Annotated in this window: 19 protein-coding genes; all 19 read right to left on the reverse strand. The window is 43.0% G+C overall.

From position 1 onward, the window contains the following. Nucleotides 1–95 precede the first annotated feature (95 nt). The 19 genes from ppdK to CSX02_RS01125 all read right to left on the reverse strand — a co-directional run bounded on the left by ppdK (nucleotide 96) and on the right by CSX02_RS01125 (nucleotide 24,864). Entirely contained in the window at nucleotides 96–2,735 is a 2,640-nt protein-coding gene (gene ppdK / locus CSX02_RS01030; protein WP_099385298.1) for a pyruvate, phosphate dikinase, read from the reverse strand. Between the two features lie 111 nt (nucleotides 2,736–2,846). After that, nucleotides 2,847–4,565 (reverse strand): MucBP domain-containing protein, encoded by a 1,719-nt coding sequence (locus CSX02_RS13465; protein ID WP_189281267.1) that lies wholly within the window; start codon nucleotides 4,563–4,565, stop codon nucleotides 2,847–2,849. 14 nt (nucleotides 4,566–4,579) lie between these two features. Further along, entirely contained in the window at nucleotides 4,580–5,374 is a 795-nt protein-coding gene (locus tag CSX02_RS01045; RefSeq protein WP_099385299.1) for a hypothetical protein, read from the reverse strand. Then, entirely contained in the window at nucleotides 5,367–5,879 is a 513-nt protein-coding gene (locus tag CSX02_RS01050) for a hypothetical protein (RefSeq protein ID WP_099385300.1), read from the reverse strand. The genes CSX02_RS01045 and CSX02_RS01050 overlap by 8 nt, the downstream gene beginning before the upstream one ends. Beyond that, on the reverse strand, nucleotides 5,876–6,763 hold the full coding sequence (locus tag CSX02_RS01055; RefSeq protein WP_099385301.1) for a DUF5979 domain-containing protein: 888 nt from the start codon (nucleotides 6,761–6,763) through the stop codon (nucleotides 5,876–5,878). The genes CSX02_RS01050 and CSX02_RS01055 overlap by 4 nt, the downstream gene beginning before the upstream one ends. A gap of 83 nt (nucleotides 6,764–6,846) precedes the next feature. Next, entirely contained in the window at nucleotides 6,847–7,671 is an 825-nt protein-coding gene (locus CSX02_RS01060) for a class C sortase (RefSeq protein WP_099385302.1), read from the reverse strand. 84 nt (nucleotides 7,672–7,755) lie between these two features. Then, nucleotides 7,756–9,261 (reverse strand): isopeptide-forming domain-containing fimbrial protein, encoded by a 1,506-nt coding sequence (locus CSX02_RS01065; protein WP_099385303.1) that lies wholly within the window; start codon nucleotides 9,259–9,261, stop codon nucleotides 7,756–7,758. 18 nt (nucleotides 9,262–9,279) lie between these two features. Then, nucleotides 9,280–13,161, reverse strand: a complete 3,882-nt coding sequence (locus tag CSX02_RS01070) for a SpaA isopeptide-forming pilin-related protein (protein WP_099385304.1) — start codon at nucleotides 13,159–13,161, stop codon at nucleotides 9,280–9,282. Nucleotides 13,162–13,199: 38 nt separating this feature from the next. Beyond that, nucleotides 13,200–13,856: a signal peptidase I gene (lepB, locus tag CSX02_RS01075; protein ID WP_242970388.1), complete on the reverse strand. Its 657-nt coding sequence runs from the start codon at nucleotides 13,854–13,856 to the stop codon at nucleotides 13,200–13,202. Continuing rightward, nucleotides 13,834–14,043: a hypothetical protein gene (locus CSX02_RS01080; RefSeq protein ID WP_051637871.1), complete on the reverse strand. Its 210-nt coding sequence runs from the start codon at nucleotides 14,041–14,043 to the stop codon at nucleotides 13,834–13,836. The genes lepB and CSX02_RS01080 overlap by 23 nt, the downstream gene beginning before the upstream one ends. A 202-nt stretch (nucleotides 14,044–14,245) precedes the next feature. Further along, entirely contained in the window at nucleotides 14,246–15,643 is a 1,398-nt protein-coding gene (locus CSX02_RS01085) for a glycine--tRNA ligase (protein ID WP_099385306.1), read from the reverse strand. 22 nt (nucleotides 15,644–15,665) lie between these two features. Beyond that, complete coding sequence (locus CSX02_RS01090; RefSeq protein WP_099385307.1) at nucleotides 15,666–16,469, reverse strand: hypothetical protein; 804 nt, start codon at nucleotides 16,467–16,469, stop codon at nucleotides 15,666–15,668. A 61-nt stretch (nucleotides 16,470–16,530) separates the two neighbouring features. Next, nucleotides 16,531–17,268 (reverse strand): DNA repair protein RecO, encoded by a 738-nt coding sequence (gene recO, locus CSX02_RS01095; RefSeq protein WP_099385308.1) that lies wholly within the window; start codon nucleotides 17,266–17,268, stop codon nucleotides 16,531–16,533. A 13-nt stretch (nucleotides 17,269–17,281) separates the two neighbouring features. Next, nucleotides 17,282–18,187: a GTPase Era gene (gene era / locus CSX02_RS01100; protein ID WP_099385309.1), complete on the reverse strand. Its 906-nt coding sequence runs from the start codon at nucleotides 18,185–18,187 to the stop codon at nucleotides 17,282–17,284. Nucleotides 18,188–18,202: 15 nt separating this feature from the next. Continuing rightward, nucleotides 18,203–21,124: an insulinase family protein gene (locus tag CSX02_RS01105; RefSeq protein ID WP_099385310.1), complete on the reverse strand. Its 2,922-nt coding sequence runs from the start codon at nucleotides 21,122–21,124 to the stop codon at nucleotides 18,203–18,205. 112 nt (nucleotides 21,125–21,236) lie between these two features. Then, nucleotides 21,237–21,443, reverse strand: a complete 207-nt coding sequence (locus tag CSX02_RS01110) for a cold-shock protein (RefSeq protein WP_031543172.1) — start codon at nucleotides 21,441–21,443, stop codon at nucleotides 21,237–21,239. An 81-nt stretch (nucleotides 21,444–21,524) separates the two neighbouring features. Next, nucleotides 21,525–22,400: a mechanosensitive ion channel family protein gene (locus tag CSX02_RS01115; RefSeq protein WP_242970389.1), complete on the reverse strand. Its 876-nt coding sequence runs from the start codon at nucleotides 22,398–22,400 to the stop codon at nucleotides 21,525–21,527. Nucleotides 22,401–22,414: 14 nt separating this feature from the next. Next, the gene (locus CSX02_RS01120; protein WP_099385311.1) at nucleotides 22,415–23,644 is read right to left on the reverse strand and encodes a DUF1015 domain-containing protein; all 1,230 of its coding nucleotides are present in this window, start codon (nucleotides 23,642–23,644) and stop codon (nucleotides 22,415–22,417) included. Between the two features lie 56 nt (nucleotides 23,645–23,700). Beyond that, the gene (locus tag CSX02_RS01125) at nucleotides 23,701–24,864 is read right to left on the reverse strand and encodes a phosphoglycerate dehydrogenase (RefSeq protein ID WP_099385312.1); all 1,164 of its coding nucleotides are present in this window, start codon (nucleotides 24,862–24,864) and stop codon (nucleotides 23,701–23,703) included. Nucleotides 24,865–24,880 lie beyond the last annotated feature (16 nt).

A 24,880-nucleotide genomic window follows, 5' to 3' on the forward strand; every position in this document is an offset into this window, starting at 1 on the left:
CCGAAATCTGCGGTGCTCTCCATAGTAGAGCTTTGCAGCTTTCTGTATGTAAGATTTTGGAATCTCAAATGTTCCCAAAAATAACGCATTTTCAATTAGTGTTTCTCGGCGATAGCTGCCTGTGCCGCTGCAAGACGTGCAATCGGAACACGGAATGGTGAACATGATACATAATCAAGACCAATCTTGTGGCAGAATTCAACAGATGAAGGATCTCCACCGTGCTCTCCACAGATTCCGATGTGAAGGTTAGGATTAACCGGCTTACCAAGCTTGATAGCGGTCTCCATTAATTTACCAACACCGTTCTGATCCAACTTAGCGAATGGATCGTTCTCGAAGATCTTTGTATCATAGTAAGCATTTAAGAACTTACCAGCGTCATCACGAGAGAATCCGAATGTCATCTGAGTTAAGTCGTTGGTACCGAAGCAGAAGAAGTCAGCTTCCTTAGCGATTTCGTCAGCTGTAAGAGCTGCACGAGGAATCTCGATCATGGTACCTACTTCGTACTCAAGGTTTACGCCAGCAGCCTTGATTTCTGCATCAGCAGTCTCAACTACTACATTCTTAACGTACTTAAGTTCCTTAACCTCACATACAAGTGGGATCATGATTTCAGGCTTAACATTCCAATCCGGATGAGCCTTCTGTACTTCGATAGCTGCACGGATAACAGCCTTTGTCTGCATCTTAGCAATTGAAGGATAAGTTACAGCAAGACGGCATCCTCTGTGTCCCATCATTGGGTTGAACTCGTGAAGTGAATCAATGATGTTCTTGATTTCTTCTACAGACTTATTCTTAGCCTTTGCAAGCTTCTCGATATCAGCAGCTTCTGTAGGAACGAACTCATGAAGAGGTGGATCCAAGAAACGGATGGTAACTGGGCATCCTTCAAGAGCTTCATAAAGAGCCTTGAAGTCTCCCTGCTGATAAGGAAGAATCTTCTCAAGAGCTTCTTCTCTTTCTTCTTCTGTATCAGAGCAGATCATCTCACGGAAAGCAGCAATTCTTTCCGGCTCGAAGAACATATGCTCTGTACGGCAAAGTCCGATACCTTCTGCTCCAAGCTCGCGAGCCTTCTTAGCATCTGCAGGAGTATCTGCATTGGTACGAACCTTTAATTTTCTGAACTCGTCAGCCCAAGCCATTACACGGCCGAACTCACCAGCGATCTTAGCGTCAACGGTAGGAATCAATCCAGCGTAGATGTTACCTGTTGTTCCGTCGATAGAAATCTCAGAACCTTCAGTAAATGTAGTTCCGGCAAGAGTGAACTTCTTGTTCTCCTCGTCCATAGCGATGTCGCCACATCCGGATACGCAGCAAGTTCCCATACCACGAGCAACTACAGCAGCATGTGAAGTCATACCACCACGAACAGTCAGGATACCCTGAGCAGCCTTCATACCGGTGATATCTTCCGGAGAAGTCTCAAGACGTACAAGTACGACCTTCTCTCCTCTTGCAGCCCATGCTTCTGCATCATCAGCTGTAAATACAACCTTACCACAAGCAGCTCCCGGAGATGCTCCAAGACCCTTTCCAAGTGGAGTTGCAGCCTTAAGTGAAGCAGCATCGAACTGTGGATGAAGAAGTGTATCAAGGTTACGAGGATCGATCATTGCTACTGCTTCTTCAGGTGTCTTATGTCCTTCATCAACAAGGTCACATGCAATCTTAAGAGCTGCAGGAGCAGTTCTCTTACCGTTACGGCACTGAAGCATGTATAACTTCTTGTTTTCTACTGTGAATTCCATATCCTGCATATCATGGTAGTGGTTCTCAAGAGTCTCACAAACCTTGATAAATTCAGCATATGCTTCTGGGAATTCCTTCTCCATCTCAGCGATTGGCATTGGAGTACGAACACCAGCTACTACGTCTTCACCCTGTGCATTGATGAGGAACTCACCCATAAGCTTGTTCTCACCTGTTGCAGGATCACGAGTAAATGCAACACCTGTACCGGACTCGTTGTTTAAGTTACCGAATACCATTGGCATTACGTTTACAGCGGTTCCCCATGAATAAGGGATGTCGTTGTCACGACGATATACGTTAGCACGTGGGTTATCCCATGACTTAAATACAGCTTCAATAGCGAGCTTCAACTGTACTACAGGATCAGAAGGGAAGTCTTCTCCCAACTGCTTCTTGTATTCAGCCTTAAACTGAGAAGCAAGTTCCTTTAAATCAGCAGCGGTAAGATCTACGTCAAACTTAACGCCCTTCTTCTCTTTCATCTCATCGATGAGCTGCTCGAAGTACTTCTTACCAACTTCCATTACGACGTCAGAGAACATCTGGATGAAACGACGATATGAGTCATATACGAAACGCTCGAAAGCCGGATCTGGGTTACCAGCGATCATAGCTGCTACTACTTCATCATTTAATCCAAGGTTAAGGATGGTATCCATCATACCTGGCATTGAAGCACGAGCTCCTGAACGAACAGATACAAGAAGAGGATTCTTAAGATCTCCAAACTTCTTTCCGTTAACTTTCTCCATCCAAGCTACACCTTCCATAGCCTGGCCCATGATTTCATCGTTAATCTTGCGTCCGTCCTCATAGTACTGAGTACATGCTTCAGTAGTAATGGTAAATCCCTGCGGTACAGGAAGACCGATTTCAGTCATCTCTGCAAGGTTAGCACCCTTACCACCAAGTAAGTTGCGCATGGTCATGTTACCTTCTTGGAAGGTATAAACCCACTTGTTTGCCATTTTGCAATTCCTCCTAAAAATAATATTGATATTTAGATTTCAGGTACAACTTCAATAAAAAAAGTCGCACATAGAATATAATAGCATAGTTCGCAATTTTTTCAACTAAAATCACTCTTGTTTTTCTTGATTTTCAATCTTTTGCTGCTTTTTTTGATTTCTGACTACCACGATGGTCACCGTAATCAATGCTACCAGCACTACCAAACCAAACATAAACGGAAAAAGCAGGCCCCTTTCGCTCAAATATGTAACCACATTATCATTGGCGGATTTCGGAGCATCTTCATCTTCAATATTTGTTTTTTCATTCGGTCCCGGATCTTCCGGTCCGTCATCTCTCGGTACATCATCATTAGGGATGACCACAACATCATCTCCGTTATCCGGATTTTCCGGATTCTGTGGGTTCTCCGGATTGTTTGGGTTCTCCGGATTGTTTGGATTCTCCGGATTGTTTGGATTCTCCGGATTTTCCGGATTCTCTGGATTCTCCCCTGTAACGGCACGGTATACAAAATCAAAATGATTCTCTGCCGGATCAGCGGAAAGAACAAATGAGAGATTGTAATCGCGAGGAACATATCCTTCAATATAACGATATGCGATTACAGGCTCATCTCCGATGTTACCGTAAAATGTCTGGCTTTCTGCAATTTCGACATTATTTTCATCTACATATCGAACCGTATATTCTGTCAAATCCGCCGGGATTCCATATGCAACAACATAATCCTGATCCTCTTCCACGGTAAAAGATGATTTGGATACGGTATTGTTGTCTCTTCCCGCCAGACGGATTCCGCGCACATAATATTTCTTGGTATCAACGGTCACCACAGTCTGCGCGGTACAGCTTAACACATCGCCATACTCCAGTCCCGTGATGACAAGTCTGTTACCGGCTTTCACGCGTTTGGAATGAACCGAAGCATGATTGCCGGCTGCTTTGTTGACATATACGCAGGTTCCATCTGCAAAAGTTCCATGATTACCTGCCGAAATAGAAACGGTATAGGTATAATTGGAATTCTTTGCAAATAATATCATCGGACGAAGCAGACCGGAAATGCCAATCATTGCAATCAACAGAATGGCCGTCACTGCAGTCTGATTTTTCTTTTGTTTACGTTGCTTGATAAAACCAAGCAAAATCAGAATCATACCGGCTGCCATCAATGCAATCGCACCAAGGAAGAAAATATCTCCTGTCTTCACCGGATGCGGATGCTTTGGCAAAACCGTCTTGGTCGGTGTCTCAACAGCAAAATTCATCATCAATTTTGCGAGGGTATCCTGATAGATATTGCCCTGGCTCTCTCCGTCGAGACCAACCTGAAGCTTTACAACTCCGCTCTCGTTTTCTTTTAATGATGTAATGAAAAAGAAATGGTCCAATGAGTTTGTCGCTTCGTACAGGCCACCGTTTGTCTTTGAGAACCATGAGTTGGAATCTCCGCCAACAGTATCACTACTGTACAAGGTTTCAACTTTTCCGTTTTTCGGCTCGAAAGTAAGGATGTAAGTATATCCACCATTTTCAGCCACTGCCTGTGCATCTTCGAGTGACTGAAGTACGGAATTGGACATGTACCAGTCTGTTGCAACATCACTGTTATTATGAATATTGATTGCAAATGCCACCGTATCACCCGGCTCCATCTCAGCCACTGATGCAGCTACGGTAGTCGAGTCAAACGTACTTTTCATTTCTTTGCCTGTGAACTCACAATCACCGGCCTCTGTGGTCGTATCATTTGCATATATTGCCACGCTTCCCATATGAAGCAGGAGCAACATCGTCAAAAAATAGTATTTGATTTTTTTCATCACTTCACTGCTCCTTACTTATTCAACAGATAAAGAGTGCCATCTGCTTTGACATCCATATTCACACCCCATGCAGAAAGAATCGCATCTTTCGCATTATGAGTCTGCACTGCATCGACATCCGCTCTGAGAACAAAAGATGTTCCATCATAATCATAGGTGGAAATGATATTGGTATATTTATGTGTCACACCGTTTTCATCTGTCGACTCTTCCGTTGTCGAGGTTTCATGTACTTTATATGCAATCTTACCGTTGATTGCAATATAGTCACACAATAATGAGGTTGTCTTCCCCGGTGTGAGTATCTTTGTATAATACCAATCGCTCTTTTCCGAAGTACGGGAATCGGTATCCTCAACCCACTCTTCGTTGCCGGTATAGCCAATCAGAATATCCTGCGGATCCAGGTCTGTGCGCTTTTGCAGCTCCCCGTCTTCGGTCGGGGTAACCCAGTAATGATACAGCTGAACTCGAACATATTCATCGATTGTGCCGCTGTTTGTCACGGACAATTCTTCTTTGTAATGCTTGTTCAAAATCAATTGATCATCGCCCGCATCGGAAAGCATACTGGTCAAAAGATCTCCGTTATGCTCTTTCCATGTATCATTGCTGTGTGTATAATCACGCCAGCTGATTGCTTTATCATTTTCATTTAATGTCACACCAATCGATTTGACATCCATCTGGGCGATATAATTCTGGCTGTAATAATTCAATGCTGCGGCTGCTGTACCGGACAATGAAGCGCCCAGCATAATCATACCGCTGATTACTAGCCATTTTGGAAGCTTCTTCTTATTCATGGTCTGCCTCCTCATCTACTGTATATTCGGCCTGCATCGACCAGTCAGCATATTCCGGCACATACATATTGCCGTCTTCATCGCACATCGCAGGAACACATTCCTGGATGACGATAATATTAAAATCGCTGATTACATCCTTGGATTTTTCGATTGCAGCGACAATGGAATCCGTTGTCTCGCCAACCGCAACGACATCCTTGTAGTAATAATAGCCGTCTTTTTCCGTCCACTTATCACCTGTGACTTTTACTTGGAACTGGCTGCCGCAGATCACCTTGACACGCACAAATACCGGAACTTCTCCCACGTTTTCAACAGAGATGGTCTTTTTCCAGTCACGATATTCCTCATGCAATTCAGTCTCATGACCCAATCGAATCGGAACGGTACCTTTTGCTGTGACATAAGTTGTAAAATATGCATATATCCTTTCTGCAGCAAATCCTGTCGCCAATAATAAAAGCAGACAAGGCAGAATCATTTTTGCTCTAAATTTTCTCATTCTTGCGTCCACTCCCAACTGTAAATTGTATCACCGTTTGCCTGTTGATCTTCATGTATCGTATAATGATTTACCACTCCGGTACCATATACCAGTCTGTGGTTGTAATCATTTACAAACTCTGCAATATTACTCTCTTTTTCCGTAATCTTGTTTAATACAATTTCAGCCGATGACGAAATACTGTAGGAAGCGGCTGCATCCAGTTCTTTGACGGTCACTGTACTTCCTGCAGGAATATCTTTGATGGTAATGCTCTGTGTGCCGGCTTTTTCGAAGCGCATGCCTACCACATCCGAATAAACCACCTTGTTTTGGTCATCCACCGCTGTGATATCAAATACAAACATCGGGGCACCCGTCAGATTGTCATAAGCACTCAAAGTCTTTGTAATTGTAAGTTCAGCCGTCAAAGGCTTTTGTTCCACTTTGACGCTTACCGAATCCTGGTTCGGGACAAATGCCATAGAAGGAAGGAATTGATAGGTATGATATCCCGTCCTGACTTCATCAAGATGGATGAAATACAGTCCCGGAACGATGTAGACACTTTCACCGACCGTTCCGGTTTCATCCGGTTGTTCATCGGCAATCAAAGCCTCTATCTCGTCCGATACCGCAAGTAGTTCATCGGCTGTCACATCAGCAGACTGATTGGCTTTGTCGACAATGTCCTGTACGCCGGTGTCTTTGTAGGCATCCTTTACCTGATAGTCCCCCTCTTCATCCATCTGCGCAATCAGATAAACTTCGTAATCGGCACCGGCCATATACAAATCTGTATAATTACTCTCCTCCGACTCCGCAAATTTTACAGTAAATTTCTTTGGCGACAAATCATATGTTGCCAGGGCAGATGATGAGCCAAACAACATGATAAGCATTGTCACCAGGCAGATAGATGCTATTTTCCCCTTTCGGCAATTCCATGAGTGTTTCATGTAAACGCTCCCTTCTCACTAAACATTCATCGAAAACGATTTATAATCTTGCGCTTTACAATGACTGCAATCACGCTATAAATAATCAATAATATGACTCCTACAAAAACCGATACAAGAAGCGGATTGATTTGATTTGCTTCCGAAACGATTACGGCATTTGCCTTCGAAGTCGGGATTCTGTGTCCCCGTACAAGCAAACGATGCGAGTTGATTCCATATGGTGTACAGGTAACCAATGTACAGTAGTCTTTATCCGATTCGATTTTTAATTCATTCAATTCTTCCGGAAGCACAATTCTGATCTGATCCACCTGATAGGTCAGTGTGTTCCCGAGTGTATGGAGGAAAAAGATATCTCCTTCCACCATCTGATCAATATCGGTAAACAATTTTGCGGATGGCAATCCTCTATGGCTCGAAAGCACACAATGTGTGCTGCGACCGCCAATCGGAAAGGAGGAGCCTTCGATATGACCGACTCCAATCTGCAAGACCTCTTCCGACAGTCCATGATAAATCGGCAATGAGATGTCGACACTTGGTATTTCAACATATCCCATGATTCCGGTTCCGGTCACATCCAGAATGGATTCATATTTTTGATATTCTTCGTCTGTCATTTCCCAACGGTCTGTCTTGGAAAGCAAAGCTTCATTATATGCTTTTGCCTCTTCATACATCCGGGTGGCTTCTTCATTTGACAATTCGTCGACCGCATCCGTATATGCTGCAATTGCTTTGGATTGATGAAAGGAATTCCACCAATCAGAGAAAGTCGGATACAGCAATAAGGACAATCCTAGAACGCCCAATACAATTAATACTATTATGGACCAGTTTTTTTTCATAGAATTCTCCTTACGGCTGTATTTATTATTGTGTTCTGCGGAATGAACCGCAGAACACAATAATCATTTTAAAACTTTTAAAAATTACTGTCTAGCACGAAGCTTTGATACAGCAACTACTCCAACACCCAGTACAAGGATTGCACCAATCAGATAGATTGCAACGCGTCCTGCACCACCGGTTGAAGGAAGGATAGAACCCTTCTGGTTTACGATATCTGTTACAAGACCACCGTCGATCATACCGTCAGTCTTGGTAACGGTGAATTCTACAACTCCACCGTCTGCAACTGCAGCAAGATCTGTGAGCTGTGGATCATCTGATAAAATTTCATGATCTGCGGTAACGGTAAATGTAATATCATCGATGGTATTGAATCCGTCCGGAGTCACGGTCTCGCTCAATACATACTGACCATCATCAAGGCCGTTAAATGTAAATACGGTACCTTCTTCTGTTGTGATTACATCAATCACTTTTTCAGTGCCGTCTGCAAGAATTTTCTTTAATGTGAATTCTGCACCTGCAAGTGGCTCATTGTCCTGGTCAACCTTGTTTACAACTACCTTGTAGGTAAATGCGATAACTACATCTTTGTTGGTCTTTCCATGTCCATCGTTATTTGGATTGTTTGAGTACTCAAGATATACTTCGTTTGGATTTCCAAGTGCGCCGATTACAGCATTTTCATTCAGTGTAGAAGTGTAACGAACAACAATCTTGGTATTCTTGTTAACTGAAGTAATCTTCTTTAAATCTGCAAATACAATATCAAATCCGTCATTTCTGGTTGTTACTGTATAAGAGCTTGCATCAATTACGGTTTCGGTTTTGCCTTCTACTGCATATACCACTGCATCATTGTTGAAGGTAAGTCCGTTTGATTCGGTATCGTGGAATGCATAGTAGTAAGTATCAAAGTTGGCATAATTTGATGGCAAGGTTCCTGTTAACTGGAATGGGATACTGTCGCCGATGTCATAGTCAGCGGAATCCTGCCAGTCAGAGGTTTCTCCGGTAGTATCATTGACATCTTTAATCTTCTTTTCAACGGTAACAGTGTCAGACTTTGCATTCACAGTTACATTTCCGACAACTTCCATGATGTATAAAGTATATGCATCACCATCTTTCTGATCGAGACTTCCGTCCATATCTTTTACAAGATAGTATCCTGATGGAAGACCTGAAATGGTATAAGTGCCTTTGTTGTAATCTCCTGACTTATATGCATTGGATGCATTGAGAATCTTTCCGATTTTAGCTGCAGCTGCATCAGCTTCTGCTGACTTTGATGTAATTTCGCCAAGTGCTTTTGCAAAATCATCTGCTGATCCGGAATTGATTAATGTTTTTACTTTTGTCTGGTCTACGCCATTTCCCCATTTTACATTTGAAAGTGTGGTTCCGTCCTGCGAAAGATCACCGGCAAGGATTTGATATGCCTCATAGGTGTGTCCTTCTGCATCATTCTTGATGGTAATTGAATAATTACCGTTTGTTGTGGTGTCAGCAAAGACCATAGATGTCATTGCCAACGTAAGTACCATTGCAAGTGCAAAGGCAAGAACTTTGGTAAACTTTTTCATGTCTGATTCTCCTTTTCTTTATCCTTTTTTGTTACCAACTTTGTACCCAATTCCGATCGATGCGATCAGAACAAAAACAATACCAAGCGGGATTGGCCATTTTGCCGCTCCCATTCCTCCGGTCTCCGGAAGTTCGTACTGGATTGCTTTGTTGACCAGCGTAATCTTACCGGTCACAATCGCAGTCTCAGGACTGATTCCGTCGAATCCGTAGGTTACCCATTCATACCCCTGTACCGATCGCTCTTCCACATAATACTTGCACGGGAATGCTTTCTGCACCCCATCCACTTCGTGGTAACAGTAACGATTCAGGTTGTCGAATACATAATGCCAATAGCCATTTGCATCCGGCTGTATTTTGATATTCTGAGCAATGATCAGATCGCGATTTGCATTTGGATCATTGTCGGAATAATAGGTATCAATGCGATGCAGGTCCAAAACAATTTCGGACACATCCGTTTTTTGGGTTGCTTTACCGTCTCCATCTCTCCAGATTTTTTCCACTTCGATAGAAATCGGTTTGATATCATTGACTACATACTCACTTCCGCCATGTTTCAGGAGATTAATTGCGCGAATACCGCTCGGCAAATCAATCTTATCTCTGTCACTGAAGAAGAAATAATAGCGGGCCGGTTCTGCCGGCAGTTCATATCCGTCCGGAGCCTTTGTTTCCATCACATAATACAAAGTGTCCTTCTTGAATGCATATTGCTGTTCATCCTCTGTCTGGTAATGAATGCTGAATGTTCCGAATTCATTTGTCTTGTATACTTTGCGCGTATCGATATCATTCGATCCGTCAGTGTATTCAAACAATGTGAATCTCGCATTCTTCAAAGCATTTCCGAAGTTTGCTTTCTCAACCTTGTAGAAGGTATATTGGAAGTTTCCGGATACAACCGCATTATGTGTTGACTTGGACCATTCATATTCTTCCTTGTCATCAATCGAGATATATGATGTTCCGGAAATGGTTGCCGTATTCTTCACACCCAGTGTCGGATGTTCTACACTCTCAAAGTTTCCTGCCAGAATATAATCATATTCCAGAATCAGGAAGGTGCTGTCAGGAATCGTCGCTGTAATCTTGTTGACATGGCGATCGACATCACCGGTCACATCAGCGGAATACTCAGTGGACTCATATTCCCAGTTCCAATTCGTCATCTCATTCTTTGTAATCGTGCCGTCGGAACCGATCTTGCAGACATAGAGCCTAACCGTATCCTGTACCAGTGAGACCGTACGGTCTTCATCATCTTTGTCAATCGCATAAGACAAAATGTCTTCCAGCTGCAATGTGTCGCTTCCCGCAACCAGATCATCTGCATATTCATTGATCTTGATGGAATAATGAATTCGCTGTGCCGATGAATCCCATGTTCCGGTCTTTTTCACGACTTCATATTCTTCTTTCCACCACTGTGTCTGTGATCCTTCCAAAACCAGATCGCCCATTTGAATGGTTGCATAGTTAGTGAATGAATATTTATTTCCCTTTTTGTAATTCTCAATGCGATCCGTTTTTACCTTGCAATGATATGTGATGCGAATCTTGGAATTAAAATCCATCGGTTGATCATTGGTGCGTGAAAGCTTGATGACCACCTGTCCGCTATCTTTGTCAAATCCAAACTGATAATGCACATTCTCATCGCTCGAGTACTTGAATATATTGCCTTCCACGATGTTGCCATCCTGCGGAATCGAATCAATCGAACATTTCATCCATCCGACTTCCATGTCCACAGATTCAAGAGAGATTCCCGTCGGCAGATAATCTGTAATCGTTGCGGTGTCATATCCCTGAAGGGAATCAAGCTTTGCTTCGACAACCCAGGTCAGCTTGCCGCTGTCATCCACCACTTCGCTGTCAGTTTCATTGCCGTCGGCATCCGTCTTTTTGAATGATGCCTTCTGGTAAGTATAGGTCGCTGATGCAGATGCGCCATCCACATCAAATGTATTATTGAATTCCTGTCTGTTTGCGGCAGTTGACAAATCTACGCTTGAGAAATAATGCAGTTCCAATCCACTCGGGGAATATGCAATTGCATCCGTCAACTCAAAGCTGAAACCGTAAACATAATATTCTTCACAGAATTTCTCGGTCAAATCAGACCAGTTGACCTGTCTACTCCATTCTGAGAAGTCACGCTTGTTTGCATAGACACGGAACCTGTCGGTTTTGCCTGCCCAAGGCGCTGAATTTTGCAGCATCTGATAAATGTTTAAGAGCTGATCGTAGCTGAAATACTGACGACATTCATTCCAAATGCTCAGATTATCACGAATCAATGCGCCCTTTGGCAATCCGTTTGACGAAGATGTAATCTTTGTCGACCACTCCAGCGTCAGCGTATTCATATCTGCCGAAATTGAAGCCCCGTCATTTTGCTTTTCGACCGTTGTCTTGTCGCCAGGTTCCGGATCATCATGATGTTCTTCTTCATGATACGGATAAACCGTTGCGGTTGCTTCTTTGCCCTCAATCGTTACCTTGTTGACAGTCGGTTCTGTGTCGCTTGCCAGCTCAGTGTTGTAATTGATGGTATACGCCTGTGTGTTTTGTCCGTTCTTAACTGCCTTGAATCGAATTCCTGTGATATTGCGGCTGCGATCATAAATGTATTCGTATCCATTATTCGGCGAAACCGTAAAATCTTTGATGTCATATCCATGGAACATATCATCTTTTAATTCCATGCCGGCGATATTCACGCGATTGGAGTTTACATAAATGCTCCATACGCCTCTGCCGTTTGAATTCCATCCGCTTTTCTTAATATCCAGTCTCTTGTCGATGCGGAAGGAATAGAAATCGCTATCTTCCACATATTTACCCTTCTTTTTGTCGAAGGAAGAAATCTTAACATCGTTTCGACCGGTCAGTGTGGTATCCGTCGGTACATTCAACGTATACTTGTATGTAATCTCATATCCGTTGCAGACTAGCGTCTTTCCATCCGATGATTTAGAGGCCGCTTCAAGCTTTGGCAGTGTTAACGAAATCGTTTTCGTAGCATCCGAATTTTTAGAAGTCTCAGCCTTTACCTTAACCTGTTCTCCGATATTTGTGACTGTGTAGCCACCACCCTCTTTTTGAGTAATGGATGCTTTCTTTACCGTGATGCTGTCGAATTTGGCAGACATATTATCGCTTCCGCTCAATTTCAAGACATCCTGGAATGCAATGACATCAGGTGTTCCGTTAACCGAATAAGCAATTACTTTGTAAGTAATGCTGTTTTTGTCATCTGCCACTGTTCCGCTCTTATCAACCTGCAGATCGTATTCTGTGGTCACCTGTTTCAACGGAATATCGATGCTCAGGTTGTCCGTGAATTGCACATGAATCTTGTCATTGTTCTCCACGGTCTGCTTGGAATAAATTCCCGCAAAATAGACAGATCCCTGAACCGCTCCACCGTTTAGATTCGCGACATATTTGTCATTGAATGACAGCAATACCGAATAAGAGCCGTTGTTGTTTTTTATGAATTTGTAACTTCCTGCTGTGATATTGTTTGAATCATAAAGAATATAATTCGTGTCCAGCAATGATTGATCCATACTGATCCCGTTCGGATAGGTGTATGAATAATCCTTGCTGTCCGCTGAGAGTGTACCCTTCGGCAACTTAAACTCAATATCCATGGAATCACCGATATAATAATCGTTGATTGGATCATAAGTAATGTCGCCTCTCTCATATACCGCAGTCAGATAAGGTTTTAAATCCCTTGTCGATGCTGATGCGGGTTTGATTAAAGAGTACAATGAGATTGCAAGTACTATGCAAGAAAGTGCCGCAACTGCACTTATCCAAATATTTCGTTTCTTGTGACGCTGTAATCTTACACTTCCAAGACGCTCGATATCCTGATTCACGAGAAACTCCCCTCCCCTTTTACATTATATGCCTTCTCCTAATTGACTTTACGCACTCCCGATAATGGCCAGATGCATAAGTCAACCCTGCCAACAATTTGCTCTTCCGAAATACAACCAATGTTTGAATTTCGAGAATCGAGTGATACGCTTCTATGATCCCCCATCACAAAAATCTTTGACTCCGGAATTTGATACGGAAAATCAAGATTGCAATCACCCAATGCTTTGTCAATCAAATACGGCTCATCGATTTCAATATCATTTACATAGACGGTTCCGTCCGCTGATATATTAATCCAATCCCCTGCCGTAGCAATTACCCTTTTTACTAAAATTTTGTTGTTATAATAAAAAGCAATGATGTCGCCGGTATTAAACTTGGCATTTTTGTTTGCCAAAAGTATTTCCCCCTCTTCGAGTGTCGGTGCCATAGAGTTGCCCGTCACCTGAAGCACCGGCATAAATACGTTGGATATGATAATTGCAAGTGCTGCCGCAACAATCAGTGTTCCAATCGTATTAAACAACGATCCGATAAATTTTTGATTATATTTGACCCTTCGCAATTCCTGCCGCAAGTCTTTGACTCGTAAATCATCAAAGTCCTCTTCATCGGTCAGGATTTGAACGATGGTATCTTCCGTTGTTTCCTGCTTCTTATGTTTTTGATTATTCTTTTTCGTTTTTCGCAACCATTGTTTCAAGTTTCGTAATGACATCATTTATCCTGCCTGAATTGTTTAACTCCTCCTCCAACGAAGCAACATTTTGTTTTAATTCGCTAAGTTCCTTTCGCAAATGTTCCACCTCTTTGCTCCGGTCAAGAAGCATTTCCAACAATTCGCTTCTGGATAATTTTTTTAAATCTTTTTGTTTCATCTTGGTGTTTGCCCCTTCATTTCGAAACCGAGCATATAATATCGCATTTTTTCTGAAAAAGTAAATAGGTCTGAGACAATTTTTTTAGGTAATATGTTTTGTGTGACCTACATGTGACCGTATCGAAAAAATAGAAACAGAAAAAATACGAAAAAAAGGCGGACATTTGTCCGCCTTCCAAAATTCCCAACTTCGAAATGCATTAAAAAGCAAGTTTCTCATCGAAATATGCTTTTAAGTCTTCAATTTTAATTCTCTCCTGCTCCATAGTATCACGATTACGTACTGTTACGCAAGCATCATTTTCAGAATCGAAATCATAAGTTACACAATAAGGGGTTCCGATTTCGTCCTGACGACGGTATCTTTTACCAATATTTCCGCGATCATCAAATTCACAGTTGTAATATTTGCTTAATTCTGCAAAGATTTTTTCTGCTCCTTCGTTCAATTTTTTGGACAGCGGAAGTACACCGACCTTAACCGGTGCAAGTGCCGGATGGAAATGCATTACGGTACGCACATCAGGCTTTTCTTCCGTGCCGATGTTCTCTTCGTCATATGCAGCACAAAGGAATGCAAGAACCACACGGTCAGCACCAAGTGACGGCTCGATTACATATGGGAGATATTTCTGGTTCAGCTCGTCATCAAAATAAGTCATATCCTGTCCGGATACATTCTGATGCTGGGTCAAATCATAGTCTGTACGGCTTGCGATTCCCCATAATTCACCCCATCCAAATGGGAACAGGAATTCAATATCAGTGGTTCCTGTAGAGTAGAATGACAATTCTTCCGGATCATGATCACGAAGTCTCATCTCATCTTCTTTGATTCCAAGAGAAAGTAACCAGTCACGGCAGAACCCTCTCCAGTAAGAGAACCATTCATCCTGTGTGCCCGGCTTGCAAAAGAATTCCAGCTCCATCTGCTCAAATTCACGGGTGCGGAAGGTAAAGTTACCCGGCGTAATTTCATTACGGAATGACTTTCCGATCTGTCCGATTCCAAACGGAACCTTCTTGCGGGAAGTTCTCTGTACATTCTTGAAGTTTACAAAAATACCCTGTGCAGTCTCAGGGCGAAGATATACCGTATTCTTTGCATCTTCTGTAACACCCTGGAATGTCTTAAACATCAGGTTAAACTGTCTGATATCGGTAAAATTATGCTTGCCGCAGGAAGGACATGGAATGTTGTTGGATTCAATAAATTCAACCATCTCCTCATTGCTCCATCCGTCTACGGAAGACTTTAATTCGATTCCTTTTTCTGCAGCATAATCTTCAATGATCTTGTCTGCGCGGAAACGCTCATGGCATTCCTTACAATCCATAAGCGGATCGGAGAATCCACCAAGATGTCCGGAAGCAACCCAGGTCTGTGGATTCATCAGAATCGCGCAGTCCACACCGACATTGTATGGATTTTCCTGGATAAATTTTTTCCACCATGCTTTTTTCACATTGTTTTTCAGTTCCACACCAAGATTTCCGTAATCCCATGTGTTTGCAAGACCGCCGTAAATCTCGGATCCCGGATATACAAAACCTCTTGCTTTTGCCACCTGAACAATCTTGTCCATTGTCTTTTCCATAATTTTAATATCTCCTACTCATTTATTTAAAAATAATATATACATATCCAAGTGATTCTGCGATGTCCTCGTCCTTCGGCTGCTCGTCAAACGGGAATACGATTTCTTCGGTTGAAGTCTCGCCCTCTCCTTCAAGCTCCTCATCGGTTACAGAACCATCGCTTGCAGAATTTCCTTCTGTGCTTTCCGTTGTTTCGGTTGCCTGCTCCGTAGATTCGGTGGAAGGCGCCTTGGTTCCCTGCAAATGATTTCCCAGAGCAAATGAAATGGTATTTTCATCTACAATCTTGGTATGTTCGATTGAAACAAACTGCACATCGCCATAGGTATGAACACTGTATGGCTCATTCTTAAAAATCACAACTTTGTAATCTTCATCAGAATCCATGAAGGAAGATTTGTCGCACTCTGTGGCAGTCTCATCCTTAACGCTTGCAAATGCAACATCATCAAAGGTATATCCGGCCGCAAGTGCTTCGGCAACAGATCCCACAAAGATCTCATAACCGTTAAATTTGGCAAAATGCTCATAGGAATCATATTTGATTACCAATGTACATACGCCTTCTTCCACCTCGAGTGATTTTAAGGAAATCACGTCATCTCCGGCTTTTTCATTATAAGCATCAATTTGCTCATCGACAAATTTTTCGAGGTCTTCCTCGCTATATTTTGATGCATCAAATGTCTGCACATCCGTTGCAACAATCGCACCTTTCTTTTCTACAAAGATTGTGCTGTCAGACACATTGTACTTTTTCCCGCACCCTGTAAGAATTCCCAAACAGAGAATCACGCAAAGTGTGAGGCACAGAAATTTTTTCATTGTTTTCTCCTCTATCTCTAATTAAAAGTTCAAGTTATTATACACATTTCGCGCTGTGATTTCAAGTAAGCTCGCGCATAACTTCAAGAGATTTAAACGAATGACGAATCATTTTGCTGTAATGCAATCCCACGACATGAATCAGTTCCGCAAGGACTTCGTCCGTCACCTTAAAAGAATATAATTTTTCAATTGACGATCCGGCGATATACTGCAGGGTATAACGCGTCGCATCAGAAATCTGATTCTTATGTGTCTTGCCGCATTCATCGCAGAGCAGTCCGCCTTTTTCCTGAGAGTAGGCGACCAGCGGCGATTTCTTTTTGCACGCGACACATTCAAATACATTTGCACCTTCGCCGATAATGGTCAGGGCCTTGTCCTCATAGACCGCGCGGACAAAGGAATTGTCATATTTCCCTGATTTCAAAGCATTCAAGGACTGATACAACAGCCTGAGCATTTCCCTTTCGTCATTGTTTTCCTGGCAACAGTATTCCGCGAACTCGCAAAAATAGAACCCCATATAAGCCGCAAAAGGGTCCATCGTCAATTCCCGAAAATAATTTTTGATATCCGCCTTGACAAGTGTATATGCATTTTTGCCGGGATACAGTTCAAAATCACCAAAGGCAAACGGATTGGTACAGGCGACCAAAGCACTCTTCGGCCGCCTCGCAGATCTTGCAAATGCCGTGATTTTGCCGCGATCCAGCGTCAAAATTGTTATTCGCTTGTCATAATCACCAACCGGCATAGAAGTCAATACCATGCCGGTTACAATAATGCTGTCACTCATATCAATTCCAATTTTATTCGTCTTCGCGATAACCGAAATTTTTGATCAGAAAATCGCTGTCACGCCAGTCTTTTTTTACCTTGACCCAAAGCTTCAGATTTACCCTGGTATCAAGCAGCCGCTCCATCTCATAACGCGCATTGGAGCCGATTTTTTTGAGCATACTGCCCTGCTTGCCGATGATAATTCCTTTATGGCTGTCGCGCTCACATACAATGGTCGCATCAATATCTATCAAAGCGCCGTCTTTGCGCTCCTTCATCTGATCGATTGCAACTGCAATTCCATGCGGAATCTCATCGTTTAAAGCATGCAATGCTTTCTCGCGGATAATCTCGGCGCAGATTGCACGCTCCGGCTGATCGGTGATGGTATCTTCATCATAGAACATCGGTCCGTAAGGCAGATATTTGAAAATGGAATCAATGACATCATCCATATTCTGGCCACGCAAAGCAGAAGTCGGAATGATTTCCGCAAAATCATACACCTTTCGATATACATCGATATACGAAAAAACTTTTTCACGGTCTACCGTATCCACTTTGTTGATGATCAGGATGACCGGTGTCTTGATTTTTTTCAATTGTTCGATAATATGCTGCTCGCCGGCACCGATATAATCTGTCGGCTCCACAAGCCATAATACGACATCCACTTCGTTTAATGTTTTCTCTGCGACATTGACCATATATTCGCCAAGCTTGTTTTTCGCTTTGTGAATTCCCGGTGTATCCAGAAAAACAATCTGTCCTTTTTCAACATCCGTATAAACCGTCTGGATACGATTGCGCGTCGTCTGCGGTTTGTTGGATGTGATTGCAATTTTTTGTCCAATCAGGCGATTCATCAGGGTTGATTTTCCGACATTCGGACGGCCGATAATGGTTACAAAACCGGATTTAAACTGTTCATTCATATTTTCTGCCTCTGATTATTCACACATCTTCTCGATATGCGTAAATAAGTCTTTTTCCTCTGCAATTTTCTTTTCGTTTCCGACAACACAGAAATAACCGTCGTCAAGAACCGACTGTACCAGCGGTGCAAGTGCACGGATATTTTCCGCGGATGCATGTAAAATTTCGCTTCGTTCGCGCTGTACCTGCTCATAAGAGATTCCTGTCAGATATGCATTCATGGATCGGGTTCCTTTTGCTTCCGCTCCCATCGGGGTATCAACAGCACCAAATGTCGAGATGACATAGCCTGTCATTGTTCTCTCATCCGGGTCGAAATTCTTCAGGTATTCCGGAACCCCCTCAAAAACGGTATTGGTCTTGGACAAATTCGGATCACGATACGAGACGAAATAGCCCTCTCCCTCACGTGTGAAATTGGCAAAGCAGCCATATGCACCGCCGAGAACTCGAACATTGGTCCACAGATAATCATAGCTTAAAATCATTTTAAGCATACGAAGATATCCTGAGAACTGATATCCATGCGCTTTAAAATCACCGGCGCGACAGACATATTGAATCTGTGACGCATCCGTGAATCCTTCTTTTACATTCTCAAAGTCAAATTTGCCCCCCGTCATCTTCTCCGATGTGTCAGGAAGCAAGGCGAGATGTTTACGCAAAATCGGAAGCGCACGCTCAAATACGTCCTGCTTTCCGGTAAAGCTGATCATCAGACGGTCTTTTGCAAATACTCTCTCATGCAGATAGCGAATCTGATCGATAAAGCTCTGCGGATCGGATTCAAGCTGTTTTTCCATTTTGACAATTGCACGATACATGGCAATTCCGTTCATCTCTTCCATCAGGCGATAACCCTCCGAGAAATGGGACAGTGCACGCGTACTTGCGGTGCTGTTGCCAGAGGACGACAAATCGCTTTGCAGTCTTGATTTGGACTGTCTTACCAGTTCAAGCAAATGCTTCACATCGGAAAAATCTGTTTTGTAAATGATCTCATCAATCAATTCCAACGTCTTGTCAAAATTCTCTTCGAGTGTTTTGAATTTGACTGCCAGTTTGTGCATCAGTTTTCCGGTTCTTGAATCCGTGTAGCTGTAAGGGCGGAATGCAATTGAGCCGGAATAGATATTGATCTGATTTGACAATGTATTGTAATCATAATGTTCTGTATCCATGTAGCTCAGCAGGGAAAGATACATGCGATATAACGAGAGATCCTCCGGCCGCAGGTCTTCCACGGAAAACAGCATGGTCACATAATCGATTCCGTTGGAATCATATTCATGATGGACAATCGGGATGCCATCCTCGAACACTTCCGTGTTTTTGAATTCCATTGCTTTTTCACGCAGATCCGCGCGTGTCAGCATCGGCAGACAATCTTTGTATTTTTCATCAGACGGAGTCTCCTGATATTCGTGCAGCGCTTTGGTATGCTCCACAATCTCCCGAATCTGTTCCCGGGAAAGTGTCTGCTTGTACTCCTGCAGGCTCTTTTGCAATGCCTCTTCCTCACGCAAGGATTTCCCGGGATTCGGCTTCAAAACAAGAATTGCACTGTGTGGATTATCCAGGAACTGTTCTTTGACAATCTGCTCAAAATATCCTGTGCTGATCTCTTCTTTTAATTCCGCAAAGATGTCCAGCTGATTCATGAACAGAAATGGCTGCATTTCATCCACAGTCCATGCGTCATATGCGGAAAGGCCATATAACAATCCCTTCGGGAAGCGACCGAAGTCTGCTTCTCTGAAATGAAATTCCCTGCTGTTGATTGCAGCAAGCAATGCATCATGATTGATTCCCTCTCTCACCTGCTTTTCAAGCACTTCGCGCACAATGGAAACAAAGCGGTCTTTTTCTGACGCTTCCGCACCTTTTGCGACCACGGAAATAGATGCCTGACGCAATCCGTTATTGGAATCCGAATATACGTCCGAGCCGATTCCTGCATCTAAAAGAGCTTTGACAACCGGTGCCCCCGGTGAACTGATCAAGGCACTCTCAAGTACTTCAATTGCCATCAGACGCTTTTTGTCCAACGCATCCGCCACAACCCAGCTGTAACTCAGATAAGTGGATTTGTCGGTAGAATCGTCTGAGGCTACCGAATAATCACCTTCGAGCTCACAGGTTTTTGAAAACGGTGCCTGCAATTTCATGGCAGTATTCATCTCCAGCATCTCATATTTTGACAAATATTCGCGGTCCAGATAAAGCAGACGCTCTTCAATATCCATATCTCCGTACAAATAAATATAGGAGTTGGATGGGTGATAATATTTCTTGTAAAATGCGACATAATCTTCGTAAGTCAGATTCGGAATTGCACGCGGATTACCACCAGAATCATTTCGATATGCAGTATCCGGATAAAGCGCCTTCAAAATCTCATGATAAAGAATGCCATCCGGGTCAGAATATGAGCCCTTCATCTCGTTATATACCACACCATTGATGGTCAGCTCGCCTTCTTCATCCTCCAGTTCATAATGCCAACCTTCCTGCTCGAAAATCATCGGCTCCTTCAGAAGCATAGGATTGAACACCGCATCAAGGTAGACATCCATCAGATTTTTGAAATCCTGATTGTTATAACTTGCAAGCGGATATACCGTCTTGTCCGGATAAGTGATTGCGTTCAGAAATGTGTTGAGCGATCCCTTTACCAAATCCACAAACGGATCTTTGAGCGGATATTTGGCAGATCCACAAAGCGTTGTATGCTCTGTAATATGTGCCACACCTGTCTCGTCTGATGGCGGTGTACGAAAAGCAATTGAAAATACCTTATTGTCATCATCATTGGAGACCAATGCAATATGGGCTCCACTCTTTTTATGTCTCAGCAGATATCCTTTTGATGAAATATCTGCAAGATTCTCTTCTTTCAGCAGCTCATAAGCTGTCAATTGATTCCAGTTTATCATCTATCATCCTCCAAAAAACATATACTTCATCTTACTACAATTCTGCCTTTTTTTGTACCCTTTTCAAAAAAATAAGAAGCTATCATACGATAGCTTCTTACTGATTCAACTTTTATGCTCCTAAACGGGATACATTTGCCGCTTGCGGTCCTTTTTCTCCATCGACGACTTCGTATTCAACCTTTTCGCCATCCTTCAATTCCTTAAATCCTTCGGAATTGATTGCTGAGAAATGTACGAAAATCTCTTCTCCGCTTTCATCGGTGATAAAACCGTAACCCTTTTTGGCATTGAACCACTTTACTGTTCCCTGTTTCATTTCTAAAAACCTCCTAAAAAACTAAAAATACAACATAGTTAATTTAACATATTGTACATTTAATTGCAATACTTTTAAAAATTATTGTTTAATTTTCACATCTAATTGTGGGAATGGGATGGTAATTCCACCTTCTTCTAATGCACTTTTTACATTTTCCGTCAAATCCCACTTCACCTGCCAGTAATTTTCGGTCTGACTCCATGCACGCAATTCCATATCAATTCCGCTGTCCCCCAGCTCTGATACAAATGCGACAATCGGTTCATCCTTCAATACCAGTTCATGTTTGCGCGCAACATTTTCGAGAATTGCACGCGCCTTTTTCAAATCGGTATGATAATCAACCGACACCTTGATTTCCACACGTCTGGTTGGATTTCTGGTCAGATTCACAATACTTGTATTGGACAAAGTTCCGTTTGGCACATAGACTTCCTTATTGTCAACTGTCGTAAGCTTGGTATAAAAGATTGTAATATCATTGACAGTACCTTCGAGCCCGGTTGCCTTTTCCATAATATAATCACCGATTTTAAATGGCTTTAGCAGCAGGATCAGCACACCGCCTGCAAAATTGGACAAACTGCCCTGGAATGACAATCCCAGTGTCAGGCCGGCAGATCCCAGTACTGCCACAACAGATCCCGTAGTCAGACCAAATTGGGACAGGATAACCATAATCAGCACAAAATACAATGCATATTTGATCAGCGAGCCCAGAAATCCCGATACACTCTCCTCAATGCGACTGCGTTCGAGTGATTTGCGCACCAGTTTAACCACCCATTTAATGAGCTTGCCTCCAATCAGCAAAATCAGAATCGCAACAACAACCTGAATTGCAAAAGAAAGCAAAAACGGGATGGAATTCTTGAAATATTGTACAATCACACCCGGTTCTTTCACCTTATCAATCAGCTCTGTCTGAGTTGATGAATCCAATAATAATAACACTTGACCGATTCCTCCTAGATTTCGTGAATAAATAATCCGCTTCTGAGTTTTGGCTCGAACCAGGTTGACTTCGGTGGCATCAGTTTACCCGCATCTGCGACAGCAAACAGTTCCGCAATGGCAGTCGGATACATGGCAAAGGCAACCGCACAATCCGTCATGACACGACGCTCGAGTTCTTTTAAGCCTCTGATTCCGCCGACAAAATCAATTCGTTGATCTGTCTTGGGATCCCCGATTCCAAGTAGGGGCTGCAACAGTTTCTCCTGCAGAACAGACACATCAAGTCCCGCTACCGGATCGTCCTGATTACAGTCAGGCATTTGGCAGGAATACCATTTATGATCAAGAAACATGGTAAAATTGCCTTTTTGCGTCGGATGAGCCGCTTCCGGTAATTCTGTCACAGAAAACAGTTCCTTTACTTTGGCCAGAAAAGAATCCGGTGTCATCCCGTTCAAGTCTTTTACAACACGATTATAATCCATAATCATCAATTCGTCATCGGGAAATAATACACTCAAAAAATAATTGAATTCTTCCGTTCCATCATAATCCGGATTCTGCTCTCTGCGCTTTAATCCTACCTTTACCGCGCTCGCTGCACGATGATGTCCATCCGCAATATATATTTCATTCATGTTCTCAAATGCAAGTTTAATTGCAAAAACATCATTTTCGTCGTCAATTTTCCATGCGCGATGCGTAATCATGTCTTCCGCGCAAAAGTCATATAAAGGTGCCTGTGTTTTCGTCTTTTGTACAATCTCACGGATGACAGGATTGGCGCGATATGCCAGGAAAATCGGACCTGTCTGCGCGCTTAAGCTGTCCACATGGCGGATTCTGTCCACTTCTTTGTCCGCCCTTGTATTTTCATGTTTTTTGATGATGGAATTCTGATAATCATCGATGGATGCACAGGCTACGATACCTGTCTGCACCCGGCCGTCCATTGTCAGTTCGTAAAGATAATAGCACGGTTGATTGTCCCGTATGAATTTGCCCTGCGAAAGCCGTTCGTGAAACAGCTCCGCCGCTTTTTGATATACACGATCATCGTAGGTATCCACGGAATCATCGAATTGTGTTTCCGCGCGGTCAATCGCCAGAAAGCTGTCCGGATGTTTTTTAACTTCTTCTTTTGCTTCCGCTCTGTTATATACATCATATGGCAAAGCCGCAATGACGGATGCCATATTCTCTGTTGGTCTGATACACGCAAATGGTTTGATATCTGCCATGGTTCCTCTCCTTATGAAAAAACCGGCCTGAATACTACAGGCCGGTCTAGCGTTTGTTATTTAATCACACGAACACGGATTACCCCATCTACTTCACGCAATTTTGCGATGGTCTCCTCATCTACCGGAGAATCCACATCGATCAATGCATATGCATAATCTCCTTTTCCTTTGTCGGAAAGGTCTGCAACATTGACATTTGCAGCACCGAGAATGGTGGTATACTGTGCAATCATTCCGGCTACATTCTTGTGAAGAATTCCGATTCTTCCTGCAGTCGTGCAGGCGCCCATGTTGTTTGCCGGGAAGTTTACGGAGTGAACGATATTACCGTTTTCCAGATAATCTCTCACTTCACGAACTGCCATAATCGCACAATTGTCTTCTGACTCTTCTGTGGAAGCGCCAAGATGCGGTGTTACGATACATCCCTTTGCACCAACTGTGGTTGGATTTGGGAAGTCAGAAACATATTTGCGCAATTTGCCGGCTGAAAGCGCATCGACAATTGCCTCTTCATCCACAAGCAGATCACGTGCGAAATTCAATACAATTGCAGTCGGCTTCATCAGACTGATTGCCTTTGCATCAATCATTTTTTTGGTGGAATCCAAAAGCGGTACATGAATGGTGATAAAATCACATTCCTTGTAGATGTCTTCGACATTGGTCACATGCTTTACGCTGCGGTTTAAGCTCCATGCTGCCTGAATGGAAATGTAAGGATCATAACCATATACTTCCATGCCAAGTTCAATTGCTGCATTTGCAACCAGGGCACCGATCGCTCCAAGTCCGATGACACCGAGCTTCTTGCCCTGAATCTCTGTACCTGCAAAATTCTTTTTCTGCTTTTCGGCAGTCTTTGCGATGTTTTCATCGTCCTGGTTTTTCAGACACCAGTCGATTCCACCTACGATATCGCGGGATGCATAAAGCATTCCGGCAAATACAAGCTCTTTTACACCGTTTGCATTGGCTCCCGGAGTATTGAATACAACAATTCCCTGCTCTGCACATTTGTCAAGCGGAATATTGTTCACTCCGGCACCGGCTCTTGCTACGGCAAGTAAGCGATCGCCCAATTCCATGTCATGCATTGCCGCGCTGCGAACCAGTGCCGCATCAGCATTTTTGATATCGTCTACTTTTTCATATTGATTGGAAAACAGATTTAATCCCACACCTGCAATTGGGTTTAAGCACATATACTGAAACATGATGTATGATACTCCT

Origin of the sequence: Agathobacter ruminis (assembly GCF_002735305.1) — a bacterium.
Lineage (GTDB): Bacteria > Bacillota > Clostridia > Lachnospirales > Lachnospiraceae > Roseburia > Roseburia ruminis.